General features: G+C 52.0%; 14 protein-coding genes. 11 read left to right on the plus strand and 3 right to left on the minus strand.

All coding sequences use genetic code 11. The annotated features are described in order from the left end of the window. Positions 1-70 precede the first annotated feature (70 nt). Positions 71-3,214, minus strand: a complete 3,144-nt coding sequence (sbcC, locus tag A7090_RS13740; RefSeq protein WP_105274444.1) for an exonuclease subunit SbcC — start codon at positions 3,212-3,214, stop codon at positions 71-73. After that, complete coding sequence (gene sbcD, locus A7090_RS13745) at positions 3,211-4,413, minus strand: exonuclease subunit SbcD (protein ID WP_105274445.1); 1,203 nt, start codon at positions 4,411-4,413, stop codon at positions 3,211-3,213. The genes sbcC and sbcD overlap by 4 nt, the downstream gene beginning before the upstream one ends. A gap of 189 nt (positions 4,414-4,602) precedes the next feature. Here sbcD and phoB point away from each other — a divergent pair, with 189 nt between their 5' ends. From phoB to malZ, 5 genes are all read left to right on the plus strand, one after another. Next, complete coding sequence (gene phoB / locus A7090_RS13750; protein ID WP_105274446.1) at positions 4,603-5,292, plus strand: phosphate response regulator transcription factor PhoB; 690 nt, start codon at positions 4,603-4,605, stop codon at positions 5,290-5,292. A gap of 57 nt (positions 5,293-5,349) precedes the next feature. After that, positions 5,350-6,645, plus strand: a complete 1,296-nt coding sequence (gene phoR, locus A7090_RS13755) for a phosphate regulon sensor histidine kinase PhoR (RefSeq protein WP_105274447.1) — start codon at positions 5,350-5,352, stop codon at positions 6,643-6,645. 1,147 nt (positions 6,646-7,792) lie between these two features. Beyond that, a complete protein-coding gene (brnQ, locus tag A7090_RS13760; RefSeq protein ID WP_105274448.1) occupies positions 7,793-9,112 on the plus strand; it encodes a branched-chain amino acid transporter carrier protein BrnQ in 1,320 nt (439 codons plus the stop codon). Positions 9,113-9,187: 75 nt separating this feature from the next. After that, entirely contained in the window at positions 9,188-10,561 is a 1,374-nt protein-coding gene (gene proY, locus A7090_RS13765) for a proline-specific permease ProY (RefSeq protein WP_105274449.1), read from the plus strand. A gap of 155 nt (positions 10,562-10,716) precedes the next feature. Beyond that, positions 10,717-12,534, plus strand: coding sequence for a maltodextrin glucosidase (malZ, locus tag A7090_RS13770; RefSeq protein WP_123056954.1), 1,818 nt, complete (start codon positions 10,717-10,719; stop codon positions 12,532-12,534). Between the two features lie 4 nt (positions 12,535-12,538). Here the strand turns inward: malZ and acpH are convergent, their stop codons facing one another. After that, on the minus strand, positions 12,539-13,120 hold the full coding sequence (gene acpH, locus A7090_RS13775) for an ACP phosphodiesterase (RefSeq protein WP_105274451.1): 582 nt from the start codon (positions 13,118-13,120) through the stop codon (positions 12,539-12,541). A gap of 91 nt (positions 13,121-13,211) precedes the next feature. On the opposite strand from acpH, the gene queA reads away from it, so the two are divergent. The 6 genes from queA to yajD all read left to right on the plus strand — a co-directional run bounded on the left by queA (position 13,212) and on the right by yajD (position 19,262). Beyond that, a complete protein-coding gene (queA, locus tag A7090_RS13780; protein ID WP_105274452.1) occupies positions 13,212-14,282 on the plus strand; it encodes a tRNA preQ1(34) S-adenosylmethionine ribosyltransferase-isomerase QueA in 1,071 nt (356 codons plus the stop codon). A 54-nt stretch (positions 14,283-14,336) separates the two neighbouring features. Then, positions 14,337-15,464 carry a tRNA guanosine(34) transglycosylase Tgt gene (gene tgt / locus A7090_RS13785; RefSeq protein ID WP_000667319.1) on the plus strand — a complete coding sequence of 376 codons (1,128 nt, stop codon included), beginning with the start codon at positions 14,337-14,339 and terminating at the stop codon, positions 15,462-15,464. 22 nt (positions 15,465-15,486) lie between these two features. After that, positions 15,487-15,819: a preprotein translocase subunit YajC gene (gene yajC / locus A7090_RS13790; RefSeq protein WP_000007629.1), complete on the plus strand. Its 333-nt coding sequence runs from the start codon at positions 15,487-15,489 to the stop codon at positions 15,817-15,819. A 27-nt stretch (positions 15,820-15,846) separates the two neighbouring features. Next, the gene (gene secD / locus A7090_RS13795) at positions 15,847-17,694 is read left to right on the plus strand and encodes a protein translocase subunit SecD (protein ID WP_105274453.1); all 1,848 of its coding nucleotides are present in this window, start codon (positions 15,847-15,849) and stop codon (positions 17,692-17,694) included. Between the two features lie 10 nt (positions 17,695-17,704). Beyond that, a complete protein-coding gene (gene secF, locus A7090_RS13800) occupies positions 17,705-18,676 on the plus strand; it encodes a protein translocase subunit SecF (RefSeq protein ID WP_105274454.1) in 972 nt (323 codons plus the stop codon). 238 nt (positions 18,677-18,914) lie between these two features. Then, positions 18,915-19,262, plus strand: a complete 348-nt coding sequence (yajD, locus tag A7090_RS13805; protein ID WP_105274455.1) for an HNH nuclease YajD — start codon at positions 18,915-18,917, stop codon at positions 19,260-19,262. Positions 19,263-19,575: the final 313 nt, after the last annotated feature.

Raw genomic sequence — 19,575 nt, forward strand, 5'->3', positions numbered from 1 at the left:
GCTTGCAGGATAACGACCAGCGAGGCCAAGAGATAATTCGCCCCTCTGTATTCATTATCCTGCTGAATAGTTATTTCACCGCAAACGCGCTTTCCAGTTTGCTGTAGCCCAGTCCGTTGATCTTTTTGACTTTAATCTGCACCGGAATACGCTCTTTCATCGCTTCAACGTGGCTAATCACACCGATGGTTTTGCCACTGGCGTTCAGGGCATCCAGCGCATCAAGGGCAGTATCCAGCGTTTCGCTATCCAGCGTGCCGAACCCTTCATCGAGGAACAGCGAGTCAATACGCGTTTTATGGCTGACCAGATCTGAAAGCGCCAGTGCCAGCGCCAGACTGACGAGAAAACTTTCGCCGCCGGAAAGGGTACGGGTGTCGCGTACTGCATCTGCCTGCCAGGTATCAACAACCTCGACTTCCAGCGCCTCGCTGGCTTTGCGCTGTAACAGATAGCGCCCGTGCAATCGGGTAAGTTGCTGATTAGCGAGATGGACTAAATTATCCAGCGTCAGCCCCTGGGCGAACTTGCGGAATTTATCGCCCTCTTTGGAACCTATTAGCGAATTAAGATATCCCCAGTCATCAACCTGTTGCGTCATTTGAGCAATTTGCTGGATTAAGGTTTGTTGTTGCTGGCGATTGTCTGCATCCTGCTTCAGCTGCTGGCGAATCTCGCCCTGACTTGTGGTGTTTTCACGCAACTTTTGGTGAGTTTGCGCTAACTCTTGCTGAATCTGCTCCACCGTCACAGTGAGCTCCAACCCGTCAGGTCGGTGTTGCTGATGCTGTGCCAGCGTTTCTGTTGTCTGAGTGGCCAGCGTTTGCGCCTGACGGCGCTGGTTTTCCAGATTCTGCTTGAGCTGTTCCAGTTGCGTTAGTGTTTGTTCATCCATTAGCGCCGCAAGGAACGCCTGCTGATCGTCAAAGATGCTGGCCTCTAGCGCGGTGTCAAACTGCGCCTGGGCTTTTTGCAGATTTTGCGCCGCCAGAACGTCCTGCTGCCGTAACGTCTGCTGCTGGCTTTGTAACGCGAGGCATTGCTCATGAATTTGTCGCCAGTTTTCCAGCGCCACAGTTTCTTCGCTGTGAGTGAGTTCATCACTTTGCGGCAACGTTTCCAGAATCGGCATCAGTTGCTGAATACGTTTTTGCAGCTCGGTTAATTCGTTCTGCTGTTGCTGCCAGCGCTGTGCTTCTTGCTGACGTGTCGCCAACCAGCTCTCTTCTTCATTTTCTTGTGGCAAGGTCAGTGAGTAACTCGCTAATGCCGCAGAGAGTTGCTGCTGACGTTGTTCAATTTGCTGTTGATACTGGGTTATTTGCTGATGATGTGCGGCTATTTGCCCTTGTAATTCATGCCGTTGGCTGAGTAACCGCAGCTGGCGTTCATGCTCATCTTGTGCATCAAGCCATGGCTGAATATCGTCCTGCGGTAGCAAGGTGATATTGAGGCTGGCTGTGACGGCTTGCCATTGTTGAGTAAGTGCTTGCTCATCTTGTCGGAGGCTTTGCGCTTCGTTTTCATCGCGCTGAAGCTGCTTTGTTAATGCATCCAGTTGCCCACGCAGCGCCGCGACTTCTTCGCCGAGCAGTTTCACTTCCTTTTCCAGCGCCAGTAAGCGGGACTGATTAATCCCCGGTTCCAGCGCTTTATACGCCTCGACAGCCGGGTGGCTGGTGGAACCACAAAGTGGACAAGGCAGACCTGCCTGTAACTGCGCCCGTTGGGCTTCCAGCGTTTTGATGCGCGCTTCCTGCTCGCATATGGTTTTAACATCGGCAAGCTGTTGCGCTTTTTCTTTATAACGCTGGCGCATTTCGCTAAGTGCGGCATTACGTTGCGTCTGTTCCAGACTGACATTCTGGATAGCGACCTGTAACTGCGCCAGACGTTTTTGTTGGGGAACAATCTGCCCATGCAGCGCGACCAGGCGCTGACGCAGTGGGCGTTGCTCAGCATGTTGCGCCAGGGCGGTAGCAACTTCATCGGCGGTTAACGTCAACGAGATTGCCGGAAGCGTATTACGTTTTTGCTCGGCGTGGGTTAACTGTTTCTGCCATTGCCGCAGATGCCCGCGATCGCTGGTTTGTTGGGAGAACTGTACACGCCAACCCGCCAGTTCGTTGTTCCACTGACGGAAGCGGTCGTGTTCTTGTAACCAGGCGTTCAGGCTTTGTTGTTGCTGCTGTAATTCTGTCGACTGCTTCGCCGCGTGGTGGCGAATACTTGCGCGAAGCGCCATTGTGCTCTGTAAGCGAGTATTTACTTCTTCAATCTGCTGACGAGTATGCGCCAGCGCCGCAGTGTGTTCTGCGATGCGTTCCCAGTGCGGGCGAAGATTTCGTGCTGGTTGTGCCAGACTGAGCGCCGCCAGTTGAGGTTGTACTTTTTCTTCTTCGGCTAACGCCTGTTGCAATGCCTGATGACGACGGCTGTCTTCTTGCTGCAACTCGTCCAGACGCGTTAACCAGTTTAGCGATTGTTGTTCTCGCTGCTGCGCGGCAAGTAACCGTTTCTCTTCGTCAGTGAGTACCTGCAAACTTTCTGTCAGCGATTGTACATGTTCTGGCGCGAGTAACGCGACGCCACTGGCCTGTGCTTGCAGCTTCTCCAGCTCAGTGCGGGCCGATTTGTGCTGCTCAAAGACCATCGTGGAGATTTGCCCGTAAATTTCGGTGCCAGTTAACTCCTCGAGCAATTCCGCGCGTTCTTTGGGTTTTGCATTGAGGAAGGCAGCAAATTGCCCCTGCGAAAGCAGCATCGAACGGGTGAAACGCCCATAATCCAGTCCGGTTAACGTCGCCGTCAGTTCCAGCTTATCTTTCACTTTGTCGGCGAGAATTTTGCCGTCTGCGCAGCGCGCCAGCTCTACGCGCGGCACCTGCAAATTACCGTTAGGCTGGTTACGCGCCCGATTCTGGCTCCAGAACGCGCGATACGCTTCACCTTTCACTTCAAATTCCACCTCTGCCAGACATTCGGCGGTATCGCGGGTCATGAGATCATTTTGCGATTGCGAAACGTTGGAGAGACGTGGAGTTTCGTGATACAGCGCCAGACAAATGGCGTCCAGCAAGGTGGTTTTCCCCGCGCCGGTTGGGCCGGTAATCGCAAACAGCCCGTTGCTGGCGAACGGCTCGCGGGTGAAATCAATCTTCCATTCGCCTTTTAATGAGTTCAGGTTTTTCAGGCGCAGGCTGAGAATTTTCATGCTTCGTGTTCTCCGGCGAGGGTATGCAATGTCGTGGCGAAAAGATGTTGCAGACGTTGCTGCTGCGATTCATCAAGTTCTTCCAGTGCCAGACGGCGATTAAACACCTCTTCGACGCTAAGTTCGCTGAGGGTTTCACGCTGTTGGCTGGTTAACACACGCTCGCGCTGTTCACGACTCCGGCGTACCAGCAATACTTCGACAGGCAGTGATTCGGTTAATGCCTGGATTTTGCGCTGAATATCATGAAGATACTCATCACTAGTGATTTCGATATCCAACCAGACAGGTGGCTCCTGTGATACATCACGCCACTGCTCCAACTGTTCGGTAATTGACGCCAGATCGCCTTTCAGTACCGCCATGGGTTGCGTTACCGGTACGTTCAGGTTTTCCACGCTCTCTAATTTGCCGTTTGAAAATGTCACCAGATGGACATATTTACTCTTACCGCATTCATCAAAACTCAATGGAATGGGGGAACCGCAATAGCGAACATGTTCCATGCCACCAATAATCTGCGCACGGTGAATATGCCCGAGCGCGATGTAGTCGGCCAGTGGAAAGTTTTGTGCCGGAAACGCGTCCAGCGTGCCAATATAAATGTCACGCACGGCGTCACTTTTACTGGCACCCACGGTCGTTAAATGCCCCGTGGCGATGATGGGCAGAGGGTGAGCGCCGCGCAGCTTGCAGGCATCGGCATAGTGTTGTTGATAATAATCAGTAATAGCTGCCAGCAAATGCTGTTGTTTTTCAATGCCGTTAAGCCCAGCCTGGCTGGTAATAATGTCACGCGGGCGTAAAAAAGGAATGGGGCACAGCACTGCGCCTGGCGTCCCGTCGCGACGAGGCAAGATTTGTGGCGCATGTCCGGCGCTGGCAACCACGGTAGTATTGAGGAACGCCATGATATCTCGTGATTCATTCAGCGTGGCGACCGAATCATGGTTTCCTGCCAGTACCACCAGATGACAGCCAGTTTGCTGTAAATTGACAACAAAACGGTTGTATAACGTGCGGGCGTAACTGGGGGGGGAGCCGGTATCGAAAACATCACCGGCAACAATAATCGCATCCACCTGGTGGGCTTGTGCTGTCTCCAGCAACCAGTCAAGAAAAGCCTGGTGTTCAGCTTCGCGGCTTTTACTGTAGAAATTCTGGCCGAGATGCCAGTCTGAGGTGTGAAGGATGCGCATAACGGTTCCCTGGCGAAAAAGCATGAGCACGATTATACCCAAACAGATGTGCCATTGGCTTCTTTCTGCGCCACGGAAATCAATAACCTGAAGATATGTGCGACGTGCTTTTCATAAATCTGTCATAAATCTGACGCATAATGACGTCGCATTAATGATCGCAACCTATTTATTACAACAGGGCAAATCATGGCGAGACGTATTCTGGTCGTAGAAGATGAAGCTCCAATTCGCGAAATGGTCTGCTTCGTGCTCGAACAAAATGGCTTTCAGCCGATCGAAGCGGAAGATTATGACAGTGCTGTGAATCAACTGAATGAACCCTGGCCGGATTTAATTCTCCTTGACTGGATGTTACCTGGCGGCTCCGGTATCCAGTTCATCAAACACCTCAAGCGCGAGTCGATGACCCGGGATATTCCTGTGGTGATGCTGACCGCCAGAGGGGAAGAAGAAGATCGCGTGCGCGGCCTTGAAACTGGTGCGGATGACTATATCACCAAGCCGTTTTCGCCGAAGGAGCTGGTGGCGCGAATCAAAGCGGTAATGCGCCGTATTTCGCCAATGGCGGTGGAAGAGGTGATTGAGATGCAGGGGCTAAGTCTCGACCCGACTTCTCATCGGGTGATGGCGGGCGACGCGCCGCTGGAGATGGGGCCGACAGAATTTAAACTGCTGCACTTTTTTATGACACATCCTGAGCGCGTATACAGCCGCGAGCAGCTGTTAAACCACGTCTGGGGAACCAACGTGTATGTGGAGGACCGCACGGTCGATGTCCACATTCGTCGCCTGCGTAAAGCACTGGAGCCAGGCGGTCATGACCGCATGGTGCAGACCGTGCGCGGTACAGGATATCGTTTTTCAACCCGCTTTTAACGCCTTGCTCATCGGACGTAGAGCAGGGCTTATGATTTCTTAACTGGAGTATTTTACGTGCTGGAACGGCTGTCGTGGAAAAGGCTGGTGCTGGAGCTGCTACTTTGCTGCCTCCCGGCTTTCATCCTGGGTGCATTTTTGGGTTACCTGCCCTGGTTTTTGCTGGCATCGGTAACGGGACTGCTTATCTGGCATTTCTGGAATTTATTGCGCCTTTCATGGTGGCTGTGGGTGGCTCGCAGTATGACCCCGCCACCGGGGCGCGGTAGCTGGGAACCGCTGCTATACGGCTTACATCAGATGCAGCTGAGAAATAAAAAACGCCGCCGTGAACTGGGCAATCTGATTAAACGCTTTCGTAGCGGCGCGGAGTCGCTGCCCGATGCGGTAGTGCTGACCACGGAAGAGGGCGGTATTTTCTGGTGTAACGGTCTGGCGCAACAAATTCTTGGTTTGCGCTGGCCGGAAGATAACGGGCAGAACATTCTTAACCTGCTGCGTTACCCGGAGTTTACGCAATATCTGAAAACGCGTGATTTTTCTCGCCCGCTCAATCTGGTGCTCAACACCGGGCGGCATCTGGAAATTCGCGTCATGCCTTATACCCATAAACAGTTGCTGATGGTGGCGCGTGATGTCACGCAAATGCATCAACTGGAAGGGGCGCGGCGTAACTTTTTTGCCAACGTGAGCCATGAGTTACGTACACCGTTGACAGTGTTACAGGGTTACCTGGAGGTGATGGATGAGCAACCGCTGGAAGGCGCGGTACGTGAAAAAGCGTTACACACCATGCGCGAGCAGACCCAGCGAATGGAAGGGCTGGTGAAGCAGTTGCTTACGCTGTCGAAAATAGAAGCCGCACCGACGCAGTTGCTCAATGAAAAGGTTGATGTGCCGATGATGCTGCGGGTCGTTGAGCGTGAAGCCCTGACTCTGAGCCAACACAAACAGACATTTACCTTTGAAATAGATAATGGCCTCAAGGTGTCTGGCAACGAAGACCAACTTCGCAGCGCAATTTCGAACCTGGTTTATAACGCCGTGAATCATACGCCGGAAGGTACGCATATCACCGTACGCTGGCAGCGAGTGTCGCACGGTGCTGAATTTAGCGTTGAAGATAACGGACCGGGCATCGCACTGGAGCATATACCGCGCCTGACCGAGCGTTTTTATCGCGTTGATAAAGCGCGTTCCCGACAAACCGGCGGTAGCGGATTGGGGTTAGCGATCGTGAAACATGCGGTGAATCACCACGAAAGTCGCCTGCATATTGAGAGTACGGTGGGTAAAGGTACACGTTTCAGTTTTGTTCTGCCGGAACGTTTAATTGCCAAAAATAGCGATTAATTCGCCTTTGTCATTTTTTATTGCCACAAGCCAGCTAACACGGGGTTGAGAATGATGACAAACGCCAAATTGCCTGATGCGCTACGCTTATCAGGCCTACGTAATCACTGCAATCTATTGAAATTGCATGTTTTGTAGGCCGGATAAGGCGTTCACGCCGCATCCGGCAAGAACAACGCCAAATTGCCTGATGCGCTACGCTTATCAGGCCTACGTAATCACTGCAATCTATTGAAATTGCATGTTTTGTAGGCCGGATAAGGCGTTCACGCCGCATCCGGCATGAGCAACGCCAAATTGCCTGATGCGCTACGCTTATCAGGCCTACGAAATCACTGTAATCTATTGAAATTGCACGTTTTGTAGGCCGGATAAGGCGTTCACGCCGCATCCGGCAAGAACAACGCCAAATTGCCTGATGCGCTACGCTTATCAGGCCTACGTAATCACTGTAATCTATTGAAATTGCATGTTTTGTAGGCCGGATAAGGCGTTCACGCCGCATCCGGCATGAACAACACAAAATTGCCTGATGCGCTACGCTTATCAGGCCTACGTAATCTCTGCAATCTATTGAAACTGCATGTTTTGTAGGCCGGATAAGGCGTTCACGCCGCATCCGGCATGAACAACGCAAAATTGCCTGATGCGCTACGCTTATCAGGCCTACGTAATCACTGTAATCTATTGAAATTGCATGTTTTGTAGGCCGGATAAGGCGTTCACGCCGCATCCGGCATGAACAAAGCGCACTTTGTCAACAATCTGAGGCCAGCTAACACTGGCTTTTTTTCTTTGCAGTCAAAAAACGGACGCTGAATTTTACAATGATTGGTGGTTTTTTGTTCGCATGATTAGCCATGTCTTTTTTACGATAATAGTGTTTTATACTGGATGATGTTTTCTTATCGCTATATACCTCTGGTTTTTAGATCCCTCCTTGCTTTAAAACGTTATAAGCGTTTAAATTGCGCTTTAGATGCTGTCATACTGACTGCATTCACGCGGTAAATCGCAAAACTATTCTTCGCCGTGCCTGGTGGGGAGTATTTCCCGCTAACATTGTTTAAATATACCGCTGTATCATCCCCAGGGATTGGCACAAAAATTTAACGTTATAACACCACATCCACAGGCAGTATGATTTATGACCCATCAATTAAGATCGCGCGATATCATCGCTCTGGGCTTTATGACATTTGCGTTGTTCGTCGGCGCAGGTAACATTATTTTCCCTCCTATGGTCGGCTTGCAGGCGGGCGAACACGTCTGGACTGCGGCATTCGGCTTCCTCATTACTGCCGTTGGCCTGCCGGTATTAACCGTGGTGGCGCTGGCAAAAGTTGGCGGCGGTGTTGACAGCCTCAGCTCGCCAATCGGTAAAGTCGCTGGCGTACTGCTGGCAACGGTTTGTTACCTTGCGGTGGGGCCACTGTTCGCTACGCCGCGTACAGCCACCGTTTCCTTTGAAGTGGGGATTGCGCCACTGACAGGTGATTCTGCACTGCCGCTGTTTATCTACAGCCTGGTCTATTTCGCTATCGTCATTCTGGTTTCGCTCTATCCGGGCAAGCTGCTGGATACTGTCGGTAACTTCCTGGCACCGCTGAAAATTATCGCGCTGGTCATCCTGTCTGTTGCGGCAATTGTCTGGCCCGCGGGTTCTATCAGCACGGCGACTGAGGCCTATCAAAACGCCGCATTTTCAAACGGCTTCGTTAACGGCTATCTGACCATGGATACGCTGGGCGCAATGGTGTTTGGTATCGTTATTGTTAATGCGGCACGTTCTCGTGGCGTTACCGAAGCGCGTCTGCTGACCCGTTATGCCATCTGGGCTGGCCTGATGGCGGGTGTCGGTCTGACTCTGCTGTACCTGGCGCTGTTCCGTCTGGGCTCAGACAGCGCGTCGCTGGTCGATCAGTCTGCAAACGGTGCCGCTATTCTGCATGCTTACGTTCAGCACACCTTTGGCGGCGGCGGTAGCTTCCTGCTGGCGGCGTTAATCTTCATCGCCTGCCTGGTCACAGCGGTTGGCCTGACCTGTGCTTGTGCAGAATTCTTCGCCCAGTACGTGCCGCTCTCTTATCGTGCGCTGGTGTTTATCCTCGGCGGCTTCTCGATGGTGGTATCTAACCTCGGCTTGAGCCAGCTGATTCAGATTTCCGTACCGGTGCTGACTGCCATTTATCCACCGTGTATCGCACTGGTTGTATTAAGTTTTACGCGCTCATGGTGGCATAATTCGTCCCGCGTGATTGCTCCACCGATGTTTATCAGCCTGCTTTTTGGTATTCTCGACGGGATCAAAGCATCTGCATTCAGCGATATCTTACCGTCCTGGGCGCAGCGTTTACCGCTGGCCGAACAAGGTCTGGCGTGGTTAATGCCAACAGTGGTGATGGTGATTCTGGCCATTATCTGGGATCGCGCGGCAGGTCGTCAGGTGACCTCCAGCGCTCACTAAATCACTGAACATTTGTTTTAACCACGGGGCTGCTATGCCCCGTGGTTTTTTATTGTGTTGATGGGTTAGGAATTAATGGAAAGTAAGAACAAGCTAAAGCGTGGGCTAAGTACCCGACACATACGCTTTATGGCACTGGGTTCAGCAATTGGTACCGGGTTGTTTTACGGTTCGGCTGATGCCATCAAAATGGCCGGTCCAAGCGTGTTGTTGGCCTATATTATCGGTGGTGTTGCGGCGTATATCATTATGCGCGCGTTGGGGGAAATGTCGGTACATAACCCAGCCGCCAGCTCTTTCTCACGTTATGCGCAGGAAAACCTCGGCCCGCTGGCTGGTTATATCACCGGCTGGACCTACTGCTTTGAAATCCTTATTGTCGCCATTGCCGATGTGACCGCTTTTGGTATCTATATGGGCGTCTGGTTCCCGACGGTGCCGCACTGGATTTGGGTATTGAGCGTAGTGTTGATCATCTGCGCCGTAAACCTGATGAGCGTAAAGGTATTCGGTGAGCTGGAGTTCTGGTTCTCGTTCTTTAAAGTCGCCACCATTATCATCATGATTGTCGCCGGTTTCGGCATCATCATCTGGGGGATTGGCAACGGCGGGCAACCGACCGGTATTCATAACCTGTGGAGCAACGGCGGCTTCTTCAGTAACGGCTGGCTTGGCATGGTGATGTCGTTGCAAATGGTGATGTTTGCTTACGGTGGGATCGAAATTATCGGTATTACCGCCGGGGAAGCGAAAGATCCGGAGAAATCGATTCCGCGTGCGATTAACTCTGTGCCGATGCGTATTCTGGTGTTCTATGTTGGTACATTGTTCGTCATTATGTCTATCTATCCGTGGAATCAGGTCGGCACTGCCGGTAGCCCGTTTGTGCTGACGTTCCAGCATATGGGCATTACCTTTGCCGCCAGCATTCTTAACTTTGTTGTGCTGACCGCCTCGCTGTCGGCTATTAATAGTGACGTATTTGGCGTAGGCCGTATGCTCCACGGTATGGCAGAGCAGGGCAGCGCACCGAAAATTTTCAGCAAAACCTCGCGTCGCGGTATTCCGTGGGTCACGGTGTTGGTGATGACCACTGCGCTGCTGTTTGCGGTGTATCTGAACTACATCATGCCGGAAAACGTCTTCCTGGTGATCGCTTCGCTGGCAACCTTCGCCACGGTATGGGTGTGGATTATGATCCTGCTGTCGCAAATCGCCTTCCGTCGCCGTTTGCCGCCAGAAGAAGTTAAGGCACTGAAGTTTAAAGTGCCGGGTGGGGTAGCAACGACTATTGGCGGTTTGATTTTCCTGCTCTTTATTATCGGCTTGATTGGTTATCATCCGGATACGCGCATCTCGCTGTACGTTGGTTTCGCGTGGATTGTTGTGTTGTTGATTGGCTGGATGTTTAAGCGTCTCCGCGATCGTCAGCTTGCTGAAAACCACTAATCCTTGCGTTCTGTAAGCCGGTTCAGGAGGAAATCCTGAACCGGCTATTCCGAAAGTTATCCTCCCCCGTCCTCCTCCCCCAAATATCCTTCAGATGATGAGTGATCCTGCATTAGGCTATGGCAAGGTGATCAGATTTTCATCACAGGGGAATTATGATGTTAAATGCATGGCACCTGCCGGTGCCCCCATTTGTTAAACAAAGCAAAGATCAACTGCTTATTACACTGTGGCTGACAGGAGAAGACCCGCCGCAGCGCATTGTGCTGCGTACAGAACACGATAACGAAGAAACATCAATACCGATGTATAAGCAGCGCAGTCAGCCGCAGCCTGGTGTCACCGCATGGCGGGCGGCGATCGATCTCTCTACCGGACAACCCCGGCGGCGCTATAGCTTCAAACTGCTGTGGCACGATTGCCAGCGTTGGTTTACACCGCAGGGCTTCAGCCGAATGCCGCCAGCACGACTGGAGCAGTTTGCCGTCGATGTACCGGATATCGGCCCACAATGGGCGGCAGATCAGATTTTTTATCAGATCTTCCCTGATCGTTTTGCCCGTAGTCTTCCTCGCGAAGCTGAACAGGATCATGTCTATTACCATCACGCAGCCGGACAAGAGATCATATTGCGTGACTGGGATGAACCGGTCACGGCGCAGGCGGGCGGATCAACGTTCTATGGCGGCGATCTGGACGGTATCAGCGAAAAACTGCCGTATCTGAAAAAGCTCGGCGTGACGGCGCTGTATCTTAATCCGGTGTTTAAAGCCCCCAGCGTACATAAATATGATACTGAGGATTATCGTCATGTTGATCCGCAGTTTGGTGGTGATGGGGCGTTGCTGCGTTTGCGACACAATACGCAGCAGCTGGGAATGCGGCTGGTGCTGGACGGCGTGTTTAACCACAGTGGTGATTCCCATGCCTGGTTTGACAGACATCATCGTGGCACGGGGGGAGCTTGTCATAACCCCGAATCGCCCCGGCGCGACTGGTACTCATTTAGTGATGATGGCACGGCGCTCGACTGGCTGGGTTATGTCAGCCTGCCGAAGCTGGATTATCAGTCGGAAAGTCTGGTAAATGAAATTTATCGCGGGGAAGACAGCATTGTTCGCCACTGGCTGAAAGCGCCGTGGAATATGGATGGCTGGCGGCTGGATGTGGTGCATATGCTGGGGGAAGCGGGTGGGGCGCGCAATAATTTGCAGCATGTTGCCGGGATCACTGAAGCCGCGAAAGAAACCCAACCGGAAGTGTATATAGTCGGCGAACATTTTGGCGATGCACGGCAATGGCTACAGGCCGATGTGGAAGATGCCGCCATGAACTATCGCGGCTTTACCTTCCCGTTGTGGGGATTTCTCGCCAATACTGACATCTCTTACGATCCGCAGCAAATTGATGCCCAAACCTGTATGGTCTGGATGGATAATTACCGCGCAGGGCTTTCTCATCAACAGCAATTGCGCATGTTTAATCAGCTCGACAGCCACGATACTGCGCGATTTAAAACGCTGCTCGGTCGGGATGTTGCGCGCCTGCCACTGGCGGTGGTCTGGCTGTTCACCTGGCCTGGCGTACCGTGCATTTATTACGGTGATGAAGTGGGGCTGGAGGGCAATAACGATCCATTTTGCCGTAAGCCGTTCCCGTGGCAGGCAGAAAAACAGGATACAGAGCTATTTTCGCTGTACCAGCGAATGATTGTGCTGCGTAAGAAGAGCCAGGCACTGCGTCGTGGTGGCTGTCAGGTGTTGTACGCGGAAGATAACGTGGTGATGTTTGTCCGCGTGCTAAATCAGCAGCGTGTGCTGGTGGCGATTAACCGTGGTCAGGCGTGCGAAGTGGTGCTACCCGCGTCGCCATTGCTCAATGTTGCGCAATGGCAATGCAAAGAAGGTCACGGGCAACTAGCGGATGGCATTTTGACATTGCCTGCGATATCAGCGACGGTGTGGATGAACTAAAGCCTTATAACGCCTTGCGTGACGCCTGCGCCATCATCCGCGGATAAAACTGCCAGAAGCGGGTTTCGAGGGCGTCATAATGGGCGTCTAAATCATACCAGGAGTCACGCAAGGCATCCAGACGTGGGCGACGGCTTGCCATGCCGTTTAACACGCTCTGGATGAAATCCATATCGCGATAGCGCACCAGCCACTGCTCTGACCATAAGTAGTTGTTCAGATTGATAAAGCGTGGCGGTGAGTCCGGCAATATCGTCATCACTTGCTCGCGGGCATAACAGACAAATTCCTGTAGCGGAAAGTCCGGCGACAGTTGCGACCAGTGGCGAGAAAGAAAGTGATCCCACATGACATCCAGCGTAATAGGCGCAACGCGGCGGGTTTCACGACGAAACCACTCCCGTGCTTCGCGAACTTCCGGCAGATTGTCGGTCAATACGTCGATACGGCGATGCATATGAATGCCAGCCACGACATCGGGTGGAAAACTTTCTTCAGGATTTCCGCGAACAAAATCAGCCAGTAAATTGCCGGAAAGCGAGCTTTCTGCCAGGTGAGCCAAATGCAGGTGAGCTAAAAAATTCATCGATTATATTCTATCCAAAGGGGGTAAAGGTTGCAGGGAGAGCGCCCCGGCACTAGACTACCCGCCTCTTATTTTAGTCTGAGTCAGTGTCATGCGCGTTACCGATTTCTCCTTTGAATTGCCCGAATCCCTGATTGCCCACTATCCCATGCCTGAACGCAGTAGCTGTCGTTTACTGTCGCTGGACGGGCCGACGGGCGCGCTGACGCATGGTACTTTCACCGATTTACTCGATAAGCTCAACCCCGGCGATCTTCTGGTTTTTAATAATACCCGCGTGATCCCGGCGCGCCTGTTTGGGCGTAAAGCCAGCGGCGGCAAGATTGAAGTGCTGGTTGAGCGGATGCTCGACGACAAACGCATTCTTGCACATATTCGCGCCTCGAAAGCGCCAAAACCGGGCGCAGAGCTGCTGCTGGGCGATGACGAAAGTATCAACGCAACAATGACTGCTCGTCACGGCGCACTGTTTGAAGTCGAATTTAACGATGAGCGCTCGGTGCTGGATATTCTTAACAGCATCGGTCATATGCCGCTGCCGCCGTATATCGACCGCCCGGATGAAGACGCCGACCGCGAACTTTATCAAACGGTTTATAGCGAAAAACCGGGCGCGGTAGCGGCTCCGACAGCCGGACTGCATTTTGACGAACCTTTGCTTGAAAAATTGCGCGCCAAAGGCGTGGAGATGGCGTTCGTCACCCTGCACGTTGGTGCGGGTACTTTCCAGCCGGTGCGCGTCGACACCATTGAAGATCACATCATGCACTCGGAATACGCTGAAGTGCCGCAGGATGTGGTTGATGCGGTACTGGCGGCGAAAGCGCGCGGTAACCGGGTGATTGCGGTTGGCACCACCTCGGTACGTTCGCTTGAAAGCGCGGCCCAGGCGGCGAAAAACGATCTCATCGAACCGTTCTTTGACGACACCCAAATCTTTATCTATCCGGGTTTCCAGTACAAAGTGGTCGATGCGCTGGTGACGAACTTCCACTTGCCAGAGTCGACGCTGATTATGCTGGTTTCGGCATTTGCCGGTTATCAACATACCCTGAACGCCTATAAAGCGGCGGTAGAAGAGAAATATCGCTTTTTTAGTTACGGTGATGCGATGTTTATCACGTACAATCCGCAGGCGATTAATGAGCGCGTCGGGGAGTAATTCCGCGGCGCAGGTTTAAACGTTGGACTGTTTTTCTGACGTAGTGGAGAAAAAATGAAATTTGAACTGGACACCACCGACGGGCGCGCACGCCGTGGCCGCCTGGTCTTCGATCGTGGCGTAGTGGAAACGCCTTGTTTTATGCCTGTTGGCACCTACGGCACCGTAAAAGGGATGACGCCGGAAGAAGTTGAAGCCACTGGTGCACAAATTATTCTCGGTAACACTTTCCACCTGTGGCTGCGCCCAGGTCAGGAAATCATGAAACTGCACGGCGATCTGCACGATTTTATGCAGTGGAAAGGGCCAATCCTTACCGACTCCGGCGGTTTCCAGGTCTTCAGCCTTGGCGATATTCGTAAAATCACCGAACAGGGCGTCCACTTCCGTAACCCGATCAATGGCGACCCGATTTTTCTCGACCCGGAAAAGTCGATGGAGATTCAGTACGATCTTGGTTCGGATATCGTCATGATCTTTGATGAGTGTACGCCGTATCCTGCTGACTGGGATTACGCAAAACGCTCCATGGAGATGTCTCTGCGTTGGGCGAAGCGTAGCCGTGAGCGTTTTGATAGTCTCGGAAACAAAAATGCGCTGTTTGGCATCATTCAGGGCAGCGTTTACGAAGATTTACGTGATATTTCTGTTAAAGGTCTGGTAGATATCGGTTTTGATGGCTACGCTGTCGGCGGTCTGGCTGTGGGTGAGCCGAAAGCAGATATGCACCGTATTCTGGAGCATGTATGCCCGCAAATACCGGCAGACAAACCGCGTTACCTGATGGGCGTTGGTAAACCAGAAGACCTGGTTGAAGGCGTACGTCGCGGTATCGATATGTTTGACTGCGTAATGCCAACCCGCAACGCCCGAAATGGTCATTTGTTCGTGACCGATGGCGTGGTGAAAATCCGCAATGCGAAGTATAAGAGCGATACTGGCCCACTCGATCCTGAGTGTGATTGCTACACCTGTCGCAATTATTCACGCGCCTACTTGCATCATCTCGACCGTTGCAACGAAATATTAGGCGCGCGTCTCAACACCATTCATAACCTTCGTTACTACCAGCGTTTGATGGCGGGTTTACGCAAGGCTATTGAAGAGGGTAAATTAGAGAGCTTCGTAACTGATTTTTACCAGCGTCAGGGGCGAGAAGTACCACCTTTGAACGTTGATTAATATTAATAATGAGGGAAATTTAATGAGCTTTTTTATTTCTGATGCGGTAGCGGCAACGGGTGCACCGGCGCAAGGTAGCCCAATGTCTTTGATTTTGATGCTGGTGGTATTCGGTCTGATTTTCTATTTCATGATCCTGCGTCCACAGCAGAAGCGCACCAAAGAACACAAAAAGCTGATGGACTCCATTGCCAAAGGTGATGAAGTTCTGACGAACGGTGGCCTGGTCGGTCGCGTAACCAAAGTAGCGGAAAACGGCTACATTGCTATCGCGCTGAATGACACCACTGAAGTAGTTATTAAACGTGACTTCGTAGCTGCCGTTCTGCCGAAAGGCACCATGAAGGCGCTGTAATTAAAATTTTTCCCTAAGGGAATTGCCGTGTTAAACCGTTGTCCTTTGTGGAAGTACGTCATGCTGATCGTGGTGATTGTCATCGGTCTGCTGTATGCGCTTCCCAACCTGTTTGGTGAGGATCCGGCTGTTCAGATCACTGGTGCGCGCGGAGTCGCCGCCAGTGAGCAAACGCTGATCCAGGTCCAGAAAACGTTACAAGAAGAAAAAATAACTGCTAAGTCTGTGGCACTGGAAGAGGGCGCTATTCTTGCGCGCTTCGACTCCACTGACACCCAACTGCGCGCTCGTGAAGTATTAATGGGCGTTATGGGTGACAAATACGTTGTGGCGCTTAACCTTGCCCCGGCAACGCCGCGCTGGCTGGCAGCTATTCACGCTGAACCGATGAAGCTCGGCCTTGACCTGCGTGGCGGCGTTCACTTCCTGATGGAAGTGGATATGGACACCGCGCTTGGCAAACTTCAGGAACAAAATATCGATAGCCTGCGCAGCGACTTGCGCGAAAAAGGCATCCCGTATACTACCGTTCGTAAAGAAAACAACTACGGCCTGAGCATCACCTTCCGCGATTCTAATGCCCGCGATGAAGCCATCTCGTATCTGAGCAAGCGCCATCCGGACCTGGTGATTAGCAGCCAGGGCAGCAACCAGCTGCGTGCGGTAATGAGCGATGCGCGTCTGAGTGAAGCGCGTGAATATGCGGTGCAGCAGAACATCAATATCCTGCGTAACCGTGTAAACCAGCTTGGCGTAGCGGAGCCGGTGGTTCAGCGTCAGGGTGCTGACCGTATCGTTGTTGAACTGCCAGGTATCCAGGATACCGCGCGTGCGAAAGAGATTCTGGGTGCGACGGCAACGCTGGAATTCCGTCTGGTAAATACCAACGTTGATCAGGCTGCTGCGGCATCTGGCCGCGTACCGGGTGACTCTGAAGTGAAACAGACCCGCGAAGGTCAGCCGGTTGTGCTGTACAAACGCGTGATCCTGACCGGTGACCATATCACCGACTCCACTTCCAGCCAGGACGAATACAACCAGCCGCAGGTTAATATCTCGCTCGATAGCGCTGGTGGGAACATCATGTCTAACTTCACCAAGGACAACATCGGCAAACCGATGGCGACCCTGTTTGTGGAGTACAAAGACAGCGGTAAGAAAGATGCTAATGGTCGTGCGGTTCTGGTGAAACAGGAGGAGGTGATTAACATCGCCAACATCCAGTCTCGTCTGGGTAACAGCTTCCGTATCACCGGTATCAACAACCCGAACGAAGCGCGCCAGCTTTCGCTGCTGCTGCGTGCCGGTGCGTTGATTGCGCCGATTCAGATTGTTGAAGAACGTACCATTGGCCCGACCCTGGGTATGCAGAACATCAAACAGGGGCTTGAGGCGTGTCTTGCCGGTCTGCTGGTTTCTATTCTGTTTATGATCCTCTTCTACAAGAAGTTTGGTCTGATTGCGACCAGTGCTCTGGTTGCCAACCTGATTTTGATTGTCGGCATTATGTCACTGTTGCCTGGTGCAACGCTGAGTATGCCGGGTATCGCAGGTATCGTCTTAACCCTTGCGGTGGCGGTCGATGCGAACGTACTGATCAACGAACGTATCAAAGAAGAGTTGAGCAATGGACGTACTGTTCAGCAGGCAATTGATGAAGGTTATCGTGGCGCATTCAGTTCCATTTTCGATGCGAACATCACCACGCTGATTAAAGTCATCATCCTGTACGCAGTGGGTACCGGGGCAATTAAAGGGTTCGCGATTACTACCGGTATCGGTGTGGCGACGTCGATGTTTACCGCGATTGTCGGTACGCGTGCCATCGTAAACCTGCTATATGGCGGCAAACGCGTCAAGAAGCTGTCAATCTGAGGAGTGCGATGTGGCACAGGAATATACTGTTGAACAACTAAACCATGGCCGTAAAGTCTATGACTTTATGCGCTGGGACTACTGGGCTTTTGGCATCTCTGGTCTGCTGTTAATTGCCTCTATCGTTATTATGGGCGTGCGCGGCTTTAACTGGGGGCTGGATTTCACCGGTGGTACGGTTATCGAAATTACGCTCGAAAAACCGGCTGAAATTGATGTAATGCGTGATGCATTGCAAAAAGCCGGTTTTGAAGAGCCGATGCTGCAAAACTTTGGTAGCAGCCACGACATCATGGTCCGCATGCCGCCTGCTGAAGGTGAAACCGGCGGTCAGGTGCTGGGCAGCCAGGTTGTGAAGGTGATCAACGAATCCACCAACCAGAATGCGGCAGTGAAGCGTATTGAGTTCGTCGGTCCGAGTGTGGGGGCAGAGCTTGCGCAAACCGGTGCGATGGCGCTGATGGCAGCGTTGCTGTCTATCCTTGTGTACGTAGGTTTCCGCTTTGAGTGGCGACTGGCGGCAGGGGTCGTTATCGCGCTGGCGCACGATGTTATCATTACGCTGGGTATTTTGTCGTTATTCCATATCGAGATTGACCTGACCATTGTGGCATCGTTGATGTCGGTTATCGGTTACTCGCTTAACGACAGTATCGTGGTATCGGACCGTATTCGTGAAAATTTCCGCAAGATCCGTCACGGTACGCCTTACGAAATCTTTAACGTGTCCTTGACCCAGACGTTGCACCGTACGTTGATCACATCTGGTACAACCTTAATGGTAATCCTGATGCTGTATCTCTTCGGTGGCCCGGTGCTGGAAGGCTTCTCGCTGACCATGCTGATTGGTGTTTCCATCGGTACGGCGTCTTCTATCTATGTTGCGTCAGCGCTGGCGTTGAAGCTGGGTATGAAGCGCGAGCATATGTTGCAACAGAAAGTCGAGAAAGAAGGGGCGGATCAGCCGTCGATTCTGCCGTAAGGTCATTCCCGCTAAACCGCATAAAAACCGTGATGCTCAGGCGTTGCGGTTTTTTTTGACCGGAACGCCTCTAAAGCGAATGACTGGAACACTCCTGACACTATGGGCGGCGAATTGTTCGCTCAGCGATTTTTTGCGTAAAGTCCAAAATGAAAAGATGCTATAAAATAGGTGATTGCTAAAACCCTCGCTTCGCGGGAAACTGCGCGTGATCTTACATTTCATCAGGTAAATTTGCATGGCTATCATTCCCAAAAACTATGCGCGGCTAGAAAACGGCTATCGCGAAAAAGCACTGAAATTGTTCCCATGGGTCTGCGGGCGCTGCTCGCGCGAGTTCGTTTACTCTAATCTGCGTGAGCTGACGGTCCATCATATGGATCACGACCATACCAACAACCCGGAAGACGGTAGTAACTGGGAGCTGTTGTGCCTGTATTGCCACGATCATGAGCATTCGAAGTATACCGAAGCCGATCAGTATGGTACGACGGTTGTTGCAGGGGAAGATGCGCAGAAAGATGTCGGTGAAGCGAAATACAACCCGTTTGCTGATTTAAAAGCGATGATGAACAAGAAGAAGTGATAAAGAATGCCGACTACAAAATCCGGCATTAGAGAATGATGATTAACGCAAAATTGCCTGATGCGCTGCGCTTATCAGGCCTACGTAATCACTGTAATCTATTGAAATTACATGTTTTGTAGGCCGGATAAGGCGTTCACGCCGCATCCGGCATGAACAACGCAAAATTGCCTGATGCGCTACGCTTATCAGGCCTACGTAATCACTGCAATCTATTGAAATTGTATGTTTTTGTAGGCCGGATAAGGCGTTCACGCCGCATCCGGCATGAACAACGCAAAATTGCCTGATGCGCTACGCTTATCAGGCCTAC

It is taken from the genome of Escherichia sp. MOD1-EC7003 (genome assembly GCF_002965065.1).
In the GTDB taxonomy this organism is placed as follows: domain Bacteria; phylum Pseudomonadota; class Gammaproteobacteria; order Enterobacterales; family Enterobacteriaceae; genus Escherichia.

Bases quoted from the DNA above. Each gene is read 5' to 3' on its own strand.
- malZ (WP_123056954.1), top strand. From the start codon at position 10,717: ATGATGTTAAATGCATGGCACCTGCCGGTGCCCCCATTTGTTAAACAA.
- queA (WP_105274452.1), top strand. From the start codon at position 13,212: ATGCGCGTTACCGATTTCTCCTTTGAATTGCCCGAATCCCTGATTGCC.
- acpH (WP_105274451.1), bottom strand. From the start codon at position 13,120: ATGAATTTTTTAGCTCACCTGCATTTGGCTCACCTGGCAGAAAGCTCG.
- proY (WP_105274449.1), top strand. From the start codon at position 9,188: ATGGAAAGTAAGAACAAGCTAAAGCGTGGGCTAAGTACCCGACACATA.
- brnQ (WP_105274448.1), top strand. From the start codon at position 7,793: ATGACCCATCAATTAAGATCGCGCGATATCATCGCTCTGGGCTTTATG.
- sbcC (WP_105274444.1), bottom strand. From the start codon at position 3,214: ATGAAAATTCTCAGCCTGCGCCTGAAAAACCTGAACTCATTAAAAGGC.
- yajD (WP_105274455.1), top strand. From the start codon at position 18,915: ATGGCTATCATTCCCAAAAACTATGCGCGGCTAGAAAACGGCTATCGC.
- sbcD (WP_105274445.1), bottom strand. From the start codon at position 4,413: ATGCGCATCCTTCACACCTCAGACTGGCATCTCGGCCAGAATTTCTAC.
- yajC (WP_000007629.1), top strand. From the start codon at position 15,487: ATGAGCTTTTTTATTTCTGATGCGGTAGCGGCAACGGGTGCACCGGCG.
- phoB (WP_105274446.1), top strand. From the start codon at position 4,603: ATGGCGAGACGTATTCTGGTCGTAGAAGATGAAGCTCCAATTCGCGAA.
- tgt (WP_000667319.1), top strand. From the start codon at position 14,337: ATGAAATTTGAACTGGACACCACCGACGGGCGCGCACGCCGTGGCCGC.